Below are 12,891 nucleotides of genomic sequence, written 5' to 3'. Positions count from 1 at the left end.
CGCCGTTTAGCGAAGGTTGATCATTACCATAGCACAGTGCCAGCGCTAAGCCTTGATGTGGGTCAAGGGCTGGCGGCATCAGAGTTATTCAGAGGTTCCTTAGCTTTGCGTTAACTCTCGCCCCTGCCAGATGAAGCTGACCGGCCAAAGTTGTTGCTCGATCGAGGCGTTTTGCCACAGTGTGGCATAGCGGGTTTGGGTGCCAGGGAGCAGGGCGTCGGGTGCAATTTCGGCTAGGGGTTTTAAGACAAAAGCATTGAAAAGAATTTCATCGCGAGGCAATTCGATGTCGCCGAATTTTCCGGTCACCGCGCCATAGGTGAGAATGTCGATATCGAGGGTGCGCGGGCTGAATTTCGGGCCGTCGCGCAGGCGGCCGTTGGCGTCTTCTATTTGCTTTAACCGACGCGAGAGATCTTCGAGTGTGAGTTCGGTTTTTGCAGCCACCACCAAGTTGTAAAAGTTTCGCCCGTCAAAGCCCACGGGCAGGCTTTCGTACACAGAGGAAATTTTTAATTCGCCAAAGCTTAACGCTAGAGCGTCTAGGCCGGCGCATAAATTTCTATGCTTGTCGGTATTGCTGCCTAAGCCTAAGAAAATGTCGGTCATTTAGGTTGTCGGCTCGCGCAAATTTCCGCGTTCGATATAAACCGCTACATTCTTAGCTCTCGGCAGCGCGCCGGGCTTGGAAAGCTTAAGTGACAGCCAGCTAACCTTAAACTCTGTCTGAATTAATTCGGCCACTTGCTCGGCCAAGGTCTCAATCAGCTGATGGGATTTGGATTCGCTGAATTCAATCACCCGGTCGCTCAAGGTTTTATAGTTTAAGGTCTTGTCGATGTCGTCAGCGGCAGCGGCCGGGCGGATATCCGTAGCCAAAACGAGATCGAAGAATAAGCGCTGCTTAATGCTGCGCTCCCAGTCGTACACGCCTATTACCGTTTCAACCCAAAGGCCTTCGATGAAGATGCGATCACTCATGGTGCTTGGCCGCGTTTTGGTTAGGGATTGGCTTGAGGCTATCCATTGGCCAGCGCGGCGTCACGTTGATAGCGAGGTCTGCGGTTTCGCCGGCCAATAAACGCTGAGCGCCGGCGTAGGCAATCATGGCGCCGTTGTCGGTGCAAAACTCTTTGCGCGCATAGAAGACGGAGGCGTTGATTTTGGCCAGCTGCGCTTCGAGTTGCTCGCGCAGGGATTTGTTGGCCGACACGCCGCCGGCAATGACCAGGCGTTTGTAGCCAGTTTGCTTTAGCGCGCGCCGGCATTTAATCACCAGGGTTGCCACCACGGCCTCCTGAAATGCCAAGGCGATATCGGCGCAGGTTTGATCGCTTGGTAAGCCATTGGCTTCGGCGTGTTCTGTCACGGTATTGAGGGTAAAGGTCTTCAACCCGCTAAAGCTGAAATCTAAACCCGGTCTGTCGGTCATCGGGCGCGGGAAAGTGAATCGGCCTTTAGTGCCGCGCTCGGCAATACGCGCAATATGCGGGCCGCCGGGGTAATCTAGATCCATCATCTTGGCGGCCTTGTCGAAGGCTTCGCCGGCGGCATCGTCGAGCGATTCGCCCAGCAATTCATAGCGGCCAATACCTTCTACTTTTACCAGCTGAGTATGGCCGCCGGAAACCAGCAGTGCCACGAAGGGAAAGGCCGGAGGATTGTCTTCCAGCATGGGCGCCAGTAAATGACCCTCCATGTGGTGCACGCCCACGGCGGGTATGCCCAGGGCGTAGGCCATGGATCGGCCCACGGCGGCGCCCACCATTAACGCGCCTATTAAGCCGGGGCCGGAGGTGTAGGCGATGGCATCTAGGTCTGTTTTCGCCAGCCCGGCTTTGTTCAGCACTTCCTCTATCAGCGGTAGGGTCTTGCGCACGTGGTCGCGCGAGGCCAGCTCCGGCACTACGCCGCCGTATTCGCTGTGCACGGCGATTTGGCTATACAGAGCGTCGGCCAGCAGGCCTTTATCTGTGTCGTAAAGGGCGATGCCGGTTTCGTCGCAGGATGTTTCTATGCCAAGTACACGCATGGGCTAAAAAAATGATGTAGTAGGTTGGAGCGGCATGATAAAGTCGCCGCCGGTCAGATACCAGCATAGTCCTCATTTTAGTCCGCTATTGTTGTAGGTCGAAATTGACGCACATCCGAGGCTTGATGTTAGTCAGTGAACTGTATAGAATCTGCGCCCCTTGGAAACCCGTCTGTAAGATGCAGTTTGGGTAGAGAATTTAAAACAGTCAGGTAATGAAATGCCTTCAGTAAAGTTGAAAGAAAACGAGCCCTTTGACGTAGCATTGCGTCGTTTCAAGCGTTCATGTGAAAAAGCCGGCATTTTGGCCGAAGTTCGTCGTCGTGAGTTTTACGAGAAGCCCACCACTGTACGTAAGCGCGAAGCTGCTGCCGCTGTTAAGCGTCACGCCAAGAAGATGTCTCGCGAAAACCGTAAATTTCAGCGGATGTACTGAGTTAGCTGCCTAAAGCTATTGCTCAGATCTGACTGCGCGGCCGGAATTCCAAGCTCCGGCCGTTAGTCGTTTCTAGTCTGTTAAATTGTGCTTTCTTGCTCTTCCACAGGTAGTTAACTTAGGTTTGTTACCACGTTAGGTGTTAGCCATGTCTACTGAACTCAGAACTCGAATCAGCGATGCTATGAAGGACGCCATGCGCGCCCGTGAAAAAGAGCGTCTTGCCGCTATTCGCCTCATACTGGCGGAATTTAAGCGTATCGAAGTTGATGAGCGCATCGAAGTAGATGATGACCGCGCCCTAGCGGTGATGGATAAGATGCTCAAGCAGCGTCGCGACTCCATTAGCCAGTTTGAGGCCGCCGGCCGCGCCGATTTGGCCGATGTGGAAAAAGCCGAAATGCTGGTTATTCAAGATTTTCTGCCCACCCAGTTGAGCGCGGAAGAGTTGGATGCCATGGTCACTAAAGCGATTGCCGATAGCGGCGCCGAATCTATGCGCGATATGGGTAAAGCCATGGCGCTGATCAAGCCGCAGGCCGCTGGCCGCGCCGACATGGGCGATGTCAGCAAGCTGCTCAAAGCCAAGCTGGGTTAAGCGCAACAGTTCGATTGTCCCTGGCGTCTCACCCCGTTACACTTCCGGCTCACTCCTAAACACTCTCTGGTGCTCAGACGGTTATGGCTGGTTTAATCCCCCAAGACTTCGTTGATGACCTGCTCGATCGCATCGACATCGTCAGTCTTGTGGATAGCCGCGTTAAGCTGAAAAAAACCGGCAAAAACTACAGCGCCTGTTGCCCCTTCCACGACGAAAAAACCCCGTCTTTTACCGTTAGCCAAGACAAACAGTTTTTCTACTGCTTCGGTTGTGGTGCCAGCGGCAATGCCGTGGGTTTTATCATGGATTACGAGCGCCTGGACTTTCCCCAAGCAGTGGAGTCCTTGGCGCATTTGGCGGGTTTGGAAGTGCCGCGCGAGCAGCGCAGCCCCGAGCAAGTCAAAAAAGCCGAAGTGCGCAAGAGCCTGTACACCTTGCTGGAGAAGTCCAGCGAGCACTTCCAAACCCAGCTGCGCGAGCACAAGAACCGGCAGCAAGTGGTCAACTACCTGAAAACCCGTGGTCTAACCGGCGAGGTAGCGAAAAATTTCGGTATTGGCTTTGCGCCGCCCGGCTGGGATAACCTGCTTAAAGCCCTGGGTGAAACGGAAGAGGATAAAAAGCTCTTGATCGAGGCCGGCATGTTGATCGCGCACGAGCAGGAAAAGAAATTGTACGACCGCTTTCGCGAGCGCGTCATGTTCCCCATTCGCGATTTGCGCGGCCGCGTTATTGGCTTCGGTGGTCGGGTGCTCGATAACGCCAAACCCAAATATTTAAACTCGCCCGAGACGCCGGTTTTTCACAAGGGTAAAGAGCTGTACGGCTTGTACGAAGCGCGCCAAGCCTACAAGGAAATACCTCGGCTGTTGGTAGTTGAAGGCTATATGGACGTGGTGGCCTTGGCCCAGTTTGGCCTGCGCTATGGCGTTGCCACCTTGGGTACGGCGAGCGGCGAAGAGCATTTGCGTTTAGCCTTTAAATACACCAGCGAAGTGGTGTTTTGCTTCGACGGCGATGAGGCAGGCCGGCGCGCCGCACGCCGGGCATTAGAAGTGTCTTTGCCGGTGATGCAAGACGGCTGGCAGGTGCGGTTTTTGTTCCTGCCCGACGGCGAAGACCCAGATACCTTGGTGCGCCAAATCGGCCCGGAGAAATTCGAAGGCTTGATCCGCGACCGCGCCATTCCGCTGGAAGACTATTTGTTTGACGCGGTATCCGATGGCCTCGATTTAAAACGCATGGAGCACCGCGCCCGGCTAAGTAAGCTGGCGGCGCCGTTGATTTATCAGCTGCCCAAGGGTGTCTATCGCGAGCTGATGTTTCAGCAGTTAGCCAAGCGCACCGGGCTCGATAAGGAGACCTTACTCGAGCTGGCCGAGCAGCCACCCGAGCCAGCGCCTCGGCCTGAGCCTAGACCCACACAGTCGCCAGGAAACCGGCCAACGACTGCGGGTTCTGTCGATAGCGATAGCGACGCCGTGCCGGCCGCCATTGACCAAGAAGACCCTAACTATCACGACCTAGGTTACGAAGAGGTTTGGGCCCAGCAAGCGGCGGACGATCATTATCCGCCCGATGGCTACGAGCACTGGGATGGCGCCGAGGCGTCGCTGCCCCGTCAGCCGCAGTTATTTGCGCGCTCGTCGAAAAGTATCGGTTTTACCCCGGCAAAATTGGCTACCGCGCTGTTGCTCTACCACACTGAGCTGGTTGCTGAAGCCGAGCGCGAACTGGCGCAGCTGGCCGGGCTGGAAGATCCGGATTTACCGCTTTTGCGCGAGTTGGTGAGCTATTTGGCGGCCCGGCCGGTGGTCAGCATTGGCCAGGTGTTGGGCCATTGGCGCGGCGCCCACGGCCACGAGGCCGAGGTGAAAATGGGCCAGTTGGCGGGCATGCACTTGTTTACCAGTGTTGCGGCCAACGATCAAAATGCTGAGCTGCGCGGCCAGGAGCTGGCGGATATTTTTAAAGAGCTGCGGCGTCGGCTGCAATTGCAGGCAGATTTGCCCTTGATCGAGAAGGCGAAATTGCAGGGCTTAAAAAGCCTCAGTGCCGAAGAACGTGAGCAATTACGCCTTTTGTTAGCGAAAAAAGCCTGAATCTAGCGCGAAGAATGAGCTTGGATTCTGGCTCCTGATCCCCATATAGCGTTATAATGCGCGGCTTTGCGTTCCCCCCACCTCATCTGGTAATACACAGGGTTTAGAATGGTTGATATTGGCAAACAGCAGCAATCGCGAATTAAAGAGCTGATTGCTCGCGGTAAGGAACAGGGTTACCTCACCTATTCCGAAGTGAATGACCACTTACCCGAGGATATTTCCGATCCAGATCAGGTTGAAGACATCATTCAGATGATCAACGACATGGGTATCAAGGTGTTCGAAACCGCACCCGATGCCGATACCCTGTTGATGACCGACGGCGATAGCTCGGCCGATGAAATTGCCGCCGCCGAAGCCGCCGCAGCCTTGGCCGCCGTAGAGACAGAAGCCGGTCGCACCACCGACCCCGTGCGCATGTACATGCGCGAAATGGGTACCGTTGAGCTGCTCACGCGCGAAGGCGAAATCGCCATTGCCAAGCGTATCGAAGAAGGTATTCGCGAGCTGATGCACTCGTTGGCCTGCTGGCCCGGTGCGGTAGAGCAAGTGATTAACGAATACGACCTGATCGCCAAAGAAGAGCGCCGCATGGTGGACGTGATCGCCGGCTGGTTAGACCCCGCCGACGAAGTGCCCACCGCCGCCGAGCAAGCCCAGCGCCGCGAAGACGCCGCTGCCGCTGCCGCCGAAAGCAATGACGACGATGACGACGATGACGACGATAGCGATTCTTCCGATGATGAAGATAGCAACGAAGGCGGCGTAGACCCAGAAGAAGCGCGCCAGCGTTTCGATGCCCTGCGCGAAGCCTTAGCCAAGTACGAAAAATCCGTGGCGAAAAACGGCCGCAATCACAAGTCCACAGACAAGCTAGTGGATGAAGTGGGCGAGATTTTCAAATTCTTCAAATTGCCCCCACGTCAGTTCGATCCTCTGTATGCGCGCGTGCGCGGCATGTTGGATCGCGTGCGTGCCGAAGAGCGCGCCATCATGTACTTGTGCGTGCGCACCGCCGGCATGCCACGGAAAACCTTTATCAAAGAGTTTCCCGGCGCTGAAACCAATGAAGATTGGGTAGCGGATATTGTTAAGAAGAAGCGCGACTATGCCGATGCGTTGAAGGCCGTAGAGCCGGAAATTTTACGCAGCCAGCGCAAGCTTCAGCAAATTGAAGCGGAAGCCAGTTTAGAGCTGTCGGCCATTAAAGAAATTAACCGTCGCATGTCGATCGGTGAAGCGCGCGCCCGTCGCGCCAAGAAGGAAATGGTTGAAGCGAACTTGCGTTTGGTAATTTCCATCGCGAAAAAATATACCAACCGCGGTTTGCAATTCTTGGATTTAATTCAGGAAGGCAACATTGGTTTGATGAAAGCGGTAGACAAGTTCGAATACCGTCGCGGTTATAAGTTTTCAACTTACGCCACTTGGTGGATTCGTCAGGCGATTACCCGCTCCATCGCCGATCAGGCGCGCACCATTCGTATTCCGGTACACATGATTGAGACCATCAACAAGCTCAACCGTGTATCTCGTCAAATGCTGCAGGAAATGGGCCGCGAGCCCACGCCGGAAGAATTGGGCGAGCGCATGGACATGCCAGAAGACAAAGTGCGCAAAGTGCTGAAAATTGCCAAAGAGCCCATCTCCATGGAAACGCCGATCGGCGACGATGAAGATTCGCATTTGGGTGATTTCATCGAAGATAACACCATCACCTCGCCGGTAGATTCAGCCACCGTTGAGGGCTTGATCGAAGCCACGCGCGATGTGTTGTCGGGCTTAACCGCACGCGAAGCGAAAGTGTTGCGTATGCGTTTCGGTATCGACATGAACACCGATCACACCCTCGAAGAAGTGGGCAAGCAATTCGACGTCACGCGCGAGCGTATTCGTCAGATCGAAGCCAAGGCGTTGCGCAAATTGCGTCATCCATCGCGCTCTGATCACTTGCGTAGCTTCCTAGACGAGTAAGGCTGCAAGTCGGTGTTTATTCGCCGTTGATGCGAGTCAATAAATTGCGAGTCAATAAAAAAGGCGCCTAACAATAGGCGCCTTTTTTTATCTTCGGGTTTTAGTTCGGATGTTGATTCGCGCCGAGGCTATCGGCGAAATCATTAATGCGTTGTTGCAAGTAGGGGTAGAAGGGGTTGTAGCGCAGGCGGTTTAATTGTTCCATAGACACAATAAACGCACCGCGCTCGCCCAGCCCGCCACCGCTACCCAAATGCAGCTTCGAATCTACGGCGCGCTGATTGCCGTAAACCAAATCTGTGGGCCGAATCGGTAAAGCCACGTGAGACAGTGAATAAACATTGCGCGGCCAGCTCAGCGCCAACATCTCTTGGCTCGCCTCCAAGCTATTGGCTGAACGAGTGAGGGCGTTTACCGCAAGTTCGCTGTCTGGGTTGGCTACCAGGGTGTAGTTAAAAGGCAGTGGCCGGCTGTTCAGTTGTGCCAGCAGCTGTTGGTGTTGCTGCTTTAAATAGCCCTGAGCTTGCGCTTGATGATTGACATCAAACAGCACCAATTGATGCTGGTTTTGCGGCAGCTTTAGCAGCAGGTCGTGAATGGGCGCGCTTGGGTCTACGGTTGCATCCACCACGGATTGAAACACCAGCATGGGCGGAAAGTCGGTTAATCTTTGCGCCACACTTTGGTTGCTCAGCCGCTCGTGAATCGAGCGCGTCAGCTCGTAAATTTGTTGCCCGGCATTGACGGGAAACGAATTAAATTTAAACGGATCGTACTCAGGGTAAATATCCACCCAAGCCAAATTGTTCAGGCCCGGCAGCTTGCCTAACCAGCGCTGCAGTTTGGCAAAGCCGGCCAGTGGAGAGAGTTTGAGCGCAGGCGAGATAAGAACCAAGCCATTGGCCTGCCGCAGTGTGTCATCCTCTAGCGCTTGCAGGGCGTAGTCGACCGACAGTGCCGCGCCGTTGGAGTAGCCCACGAGTAGCAGGGGTAAGTTGTGCGGATTATCGTCGGCGGCGGCTCTAACCGCCATAGTCACCGCCGCGCGCGCGTCCTCCCAGCGCGTATCCAGTAAATGCCCGGGCAATAAGCCGTGGCCCGGCACCCGCAGCCCGAATACCTCGCCGCCATGGCGGCGCAAATCTTCGCCGATGGCGCGCAAACTGTAGGGCGAGTCGGACAAGCCGTGGATCAATACCGCCTTAAAGCGCGCCGGCTGGTCTGGCTTGAGCCAATAGGAGCGGTTGCCGTTAATGGGGTAAAGCGCAGGGTTGGCGGCGCCGGTGGGGCTAAACCGGTGCCAGGGTGCGGTGGGCGCCTTGCCCATCTCAACCTTCTTGGTCAGCAGCTCGCTTAGGGCGATAAATTGCGTTTGCTCGTGGGCGAGGTAAGCCTGCCAGGATGTTTCGCTTAGGTTGGGTAGCTCTGTCAATTTGGTGTAACGGGCTGAATCATCGTGCCAAAAAGACAATGCCGGGCGGGTTTGCGACCAGAGGTAAACAATCACTAACATGCCCGCTAGAAAGCCAAATAAACACCAACCCAGGCGCGCGCCCAAGCCCTTCAATAGCTTCAATGCAGATAATGTCACCGGCTTGCATCTCCTTTGCGAATCAAGCATTTACGAGAGTAGTCAAAGCCGCCCAGCATAGCTATAATGGCGCCCCCTCGAAAGCGCCTTTGCGTTAGCGGGGTGTAAAAGCTGGGATATGCTGCCCGCCACAAAGCAGCGCAACATAAATCAGCAAGACAAAACGCAGAGATTTTGTTGACCGGCAAGGAGCCGCGGTCGTAACAATGTTGCAACAGTTACGACACTTCCGCCATCCGTGGCGGTCGCACGCAACAAAAGATTAGCAAGCAAAAACGCAGAAATTTTGCGTTGTGGCAAGAAGCCGCGCAGTAAATTGAAGAAGCATAGATCAACTATGTGACTGAAATTTACGGGTGAGCAGGATCGTCACACGACAAAAGATCAGCAAGCAAAAACGCAGAAATTTTGCGTTGTGGCAAGGAGCCGCGCAGTAAATTGAAGGAGCATAGATCAACTATGTGACTGAAATTTACGAGCACGCGACGCCGCCACAACGGAAAAGGTCAAGTTTTTGGGCCTTTAGCTCAGTTGGTTAGAGCATCCGACTCATAATCGGCAGGTCCTGGGTTCGAGTCCCGGAAGGCCCACCATTTATTTACTCGAAGTTAGTTTTTCCGCACACGTCGGACCGACTCATCTCTTGTTTCATGTTCGGGCAGGTCCTAGACAACTCGAGTCCCGGAAGGCCCACCATTTCTTTACTCGAAGCAAGTCACTCCGCACACGTCGGACCGACTCATCTCTTGTTTCATGTTCGGGCAGGTCCTAGACAACTCGAGCCCCAGAAATCCCACCATTTATTTACTCGAAGTAAGTCACTCCGCACACGTCGGACCGACTCATCTCTCTGTTTCATGTCCGGGCAGGTCCTGGGTTCCAGTCCCGGAAGGCCCACCATTTCTACTAGAAGTTAGTCACTCCGCACACGTCGGACCGACTCATCTCTTGTTTCATGTTCTGGCAGGTCCAGAGCTCAGGTTCGAGAAACCCCACCATTTATTTACTCGAAGCAAGTCACTTCGCACCCGTCAGACAAATCATCTAGAATGATTTGGTGCGCGTTAGCGGCCGAAGGCCGAGCACAGGACGTGCGAGAACAAGCACCAGGCCCCATCTTTCTTGCTAGCCTGTCGGGGCTGCGCGTGGTGAGTTCTTCAAAAGCAACACTCTTACCTAGTAAAGTCGAAAAACTCTTGTTAAATCAACCTGAGACTCATGGCGTTTAATAATCCATCAGCCAAATAAATCCTCACCAAAGCTGCTGGCTCGCTCTTCGTACTCACCAAATCAATGTAATCGAGAATAGGCACAAGATGATTAGTTTAACTACATGACAAGTGGTAGATTAGCAGTCAAAATAACTCGATTAGCATGGGCGGCAGCTGTAAATGACTCCGCCAAAGGCTCCTTGCTATTCTTCTCATAAGGTATCGCCGAAAAGCGAAAAAGATACCACCTTGGGGGAGTTAATCTGTATATATGTTAGCCGCAAGGCTAGAAACTCTAAGTCTCAAAACGGACGAAATCACTGCAGTTTTACCAAACTAGTTATCGACTGGGGACCGTAATGGATTACGCCATTTTAAAGCAATTTGATCAAGTCTCAGTTTATGTGCGCCAAGTAGCCGAGATAGCGGATAAAAATAAGGGGGCTTTTGGTTTTCTCTCTTCTTCTGTCTATGAGCAGATGGCATCTAAGGGGCAGTTGTGGGTGGCAATTAATAATTCCAATGAGCTGAAGGGCTATCTAATGTTTGGTGGCACAATGCCAACCCTCAAGGTTTTTCAGATATACGCCTGCCCATCTGTAAAAGGACAAGGTGTTGGGAAGCGGTTAATCAGTGCCTTGAAAAACCATGCAAGAGAAAAGCATTACCACTCCATTTCAGCCAGAGTCGCTTCTGATTTGCCAGCCAATAATTTCTGGGAGCAGGTTGGATTTTCGATATATCAGCAAGTTAAAGGTGGTCATACTACAAAACGCACAATCAATATCAGGGGTCACTCCTTAGAAGATAATGACCTTTTATCAGGCTTAACCAATGAATCAACTGGAATTGAGCCAATAGGTCCTGTGCTAGAGCGTCCAGTCTATGCTTTAGATTTGAACCTACTGCTGGATGTCTTCAAAGCGCGCCCAGGGTATAAGAAAGTCGTAAAAATTATGCAGGTCGGTTTTCAAGGTGGATTTTCGATTTGTGTAACGCCTGAGTTTAAAAAAGAATTAGAGCGTCAGTCAGCCAGTTATTCTGATGACCCCGTTCTTAGATTGGCCGCTGTATTTCCCGAGGTTAGCACTGATGCTGATGTTACAAGCATTGCTGAACCGCTTAGAGATATTGTCTTTCCTTTAAGAACATCTACTAGGAAGTCTGCACAGAATGATGAGTCAGACCTTATACATCTGGCATATTGCATTTCGGCAGGCATAGGTGGATTTATTACGCGTGAAAAAGCCTTGCTGAGAGCTTGTAATGATATTAAGGACAAATACGGCGTGTTAATACTTTCGCCGGATGAATTAGTTTTGGATGACGGTATAGCCTTGAATATAGAAGTCCCTTTAAATACAGATTTCTCGTTCTCGATTTCTAATGTGACAGAAGAGATAAAAGGGTTTTTGTGTGGGTATACAACACCAAGTGCTATAACTAAATTGCTAGATACTAGCTCCCCTGTCAGAGAGTCAGTGAATGTCTACGAAGCTCGATTAGATGACCGTTTATTCGGAGTGTATTTTTTTCATAAACCGACAAAAGGTACAAGTAGTGCACTGGCAGCTTTGTACATAGATGAAAACTGCCCTCAATCGGTCGCGGCTATCGACCACTTTCTAGAAACCGCACTAAGGTATAAAAGTGGCTTCCCGTATCGCTTAGATCTATATGTTGGAAAGGGTCAAGACTTAACAGAGGAAACTTTACGAAAGAAAGGTTTTTTTAGAAGCGGTGATCATTTTGTGAAAATTATAATCAACCAGTTTTTAGATGCCAAGAACTGGGAGCGCTTCTATAAGGATATAAAATTATTTTGCGGTTTATCTATACCGGAAAAGCTTCCTTCAAAAAAAGAGCTGATAAATACAGGTGTTTGTATTACAGACAAAAACAATAGAGTCGAAGCGTTCTCATGGTTTAAATTTGAGTCGCTTATTGGCCCAAGGTTTATTCTTAATCCCGACAGAGGCTGCATTTTGGTGCCCATTCGAGAAAACTATGCAAATGGATTGATTGGAAATGTAACCAACCAATTGTCTCTATTGTCTAGTCACGAACAAGCCCTCCTGCTTGAAAAAGCATACTTCCGTTCGCCAAGTAAGGCATCGCTGTTTAAGAAGGGAGGGATTGTCGCCTTTTATGTGTCTGGCTATAAAAGTATTCAAGAAATAATTGGCTTCTCCAGAATCACATATTCCGATGTTATAAGCATTGATGAAGCAACTATTAAAGTAGATAGGCAAGGTGTTCTGTCTCGTGATGACTTGACGAGTCTCGCTGATAAAAATGGTAAGCTTCATGTATTTACCTTTGATAATTTCTTGGAGTTCGACCGAAGAATATCTTTTTCAAGAGCAAAAGAGCTGGGGTTGATTAGTAAGGCAAACCTGGTTTCCCCGGAGAGAATAAATCTAGACCAGCTAAAAGTCCTGATAAGAGAAACCTTTGATGAATGATGCAATAATATCGATTAGGCCTCGGCACGTAGAAAATATTTTGTCTGGAAATAAAACTGTAGAGTTGAGGACAAGAAGTATTAATTTGCCTTCCGGTTCTCGCTTATGGATCTACACAACTCTTCCTGTAGGAAAAATAAAGCTATCAACAGAAATCGACTTTGTGGAGGTTTTACCTCCAAAGGCGATTTGGAAGAAGTACGGTAAGAATATTTGCATACCGAAAAAAGAATTCGATGAATACACTAAAGATAGAGAGCTAGTGGCGGCCATTGGTTTGAGAAATATCCAGCCTTTGGAGAGGGATATTTGCTTGGATACTTTGCGTAAGTACGAGGAGAATTTTCAGCCACCCCAGTTCTTTTCTCGGCTTAACCCCGATAGAGCTCTATACTCGGCGTTTTATGCTTGACGAGATTTGGGCTCAGAGTAAAAACCCAAATCATGACAGTAAAGCGCTATCCTCTATCGTAGTT

10 protein-coding genes and 1 tRNA gene are annotated in these 12,891 nt (G+C 51.4%); 7 read left to right on the top strand and 4 right to left on the bottom strand.

What is annotated here, in order from left to right; translation table 11 throughout:
• Nucleotides 1-99: 99 nt before the first annotated feature.
• The 3 genes from folK to tsaD are packed head-to-tail and all read right to left on the bottom strand — an operon-like array spanning nucleotide 100 to nucleotide 2,032.
• Nucleotides 100-609: a 2-amino-4-hydroxy-6-hydroxymethyldihydropteridine diphosphokinase gene (gene folK / locus QWY82_RS02065; RefSeq protein WP_290259480.1), complete on the bottom strand. Its 510-nt coding sequence runs from the start codon at nucleotides 607-609 to the stop codon at nucleotides 100-102.
• Complete coding sequence (folB, locus tag QWY82_RS02060) at nucleotides 610-981, bottom strand: dihydroneopterin aldolase (protein ID WP_290259479.1); 372 nt, start codon at nucleotides 979-981, stop codon at nucleotides 610-612.
• Nucleotides 974-2,032 carry a tRNA (adenosine(37)-N6)-threonylcarbamoyltransferase complex transferase subunit TsaD gene (gene tsaD, locus QWY82_RS02055; RefSeq protein ID WP_290259478.1) on the bottom strand — a complete coding sequence of 353 codons (1,059 nt, stop codon included), beginning with the start codon at nucleotides 2,030-2,032 and terminating at the stop codon, nucleotides 974-976. Before tsaD ends, folB begins: the two co-directional genes overlap by 8 nt.
• Before the next feature lie 220 nt (nucleotides 2,033-2,252).
• Here tsaD and rpsU point away from each other — a divergent pair, with 220 nt between their 5' ends.
• From rpsU to rpoD, 4 genes are all read left to right on the top strand, one after another.
• Nucleotides 2,253-2,468, top strand: coding sequence for a 30S ribosomal protein S21 (gene rpsU / locus QWY82_RS02050; protein WP_290259477.1), 216 nt, complete (start codon nucleotides 2,253-2,255; stop codon nucleotides 2,466-2,468).
• A gap of 148 nt (nucleotides 2,469-2,616) precedes the next feature.
• A complete protein-coding gene (locus QWY82_RS02045) occupies nucleotides 2,617-3,066 on the top strand; it encodes a GatB/YqeY domain-containing protein (protein WP_290259476.1) in 450 nt (149 codons plus the stop codon).
• An 83-nt stretch (nucleotides 3,067-3,149) separates the two neighbouring features.
• The gene (gene dnaG, locus QWY82_RS02040) at nucleotides 3,150-5,171 is read left to right on the top strand and encodes a DNA primase (RefSeq protein WP_290259475.1); all 2,022 of its coding nucleotides are present in this window, start codon (nucleotides 3,150-3,152) and stop codon (nucleotides 5,169-5,171) included.
• Between the two features lie 108 nt (nucleotides 5,172-5,279).
• On the top strand, nucleotides 5,280-7,148 hold the full coding sequence (gene rpoD / locus QWY82_RS02035; RefSeq protein ID WP_290259474.1) for an RNA polymerase sigma factor RpoD: 1,869 nt from the start codon (nucleotides 5,280-5,282) through the stop codon (nucleotides 7,146-7,148).
• Between the two features lie 100 nt (nucleotides 7,149-7,248).
• Here rpoD and QWY82_RS02030 read toward each other — a convergent pair whose 3' ends face one another.
• Entirely contained in the window at nucleotides 7,249-8,739 is a 1,491-nt protein-coding gene (locus tag QWY82_RS02030) for an alpha/beta hydrolase (protein ID WP_290259472.1), read from the bottom strand.
• Nucleotides 8,740-9,255: 516 nt separating this feature from the next.
• On the opposite strand from QWY82_RS02030, the gene QWY82_RS02025 reads away from it, so the two are divergent.
• The 3 genes from QWY82_RS02025 (at nucleotide 9,256) to QWY82_RS02015 (ending at nucleotide 12,827) form a co-directional block, all read left to right on the top strand.
• Nucleotides 9,256-9,332 (top strand) — tRNA-Ile (locus QWY82_RS02025).
• 977 nt (nucleotides 9,333-10,309) lie between these two features.
• Nucleotides 10,310-12,415, top strand: a complete 2,106-nt coding sequence (locus QWY82_RS02020) for a GNAT family N-acetyltransferase (RefSeq protein WP_290259471.1) — start codon at nucleotides 10,310-10,312, stop codon at nucleotides 12,413-12,415.
• Entirely contained in the window at nucleotides 12,408-12,827 is a 420-nt protein-coding gene (locus QWY82_RS02015; protein ID WP_290259469.1) for an ASCH domain-containing protein, read from the top strand. Before QWY82_RS02020 ends, QWY82_RS02015 begins: the two co-directional genes overlap by 8 nt.
• The last annotated feature ends 64 nt before the right edge of the window (nucleotides 12,828-12,891 follow it).

The organism is Simiduia curdlanivorans (assembly GCF_030409605.1).
GTDB lineage: Bacteria > Pseudomonadota > Gammaproteobacteria > Pseudomonadales > Cellvibrionaceae > Simiduia > Simiduia curdlanivorans.
Note: the sequence above shows the minus strand (reverse complement) of the source record. Positions and strands in the feature narration are given on the sequence as shown.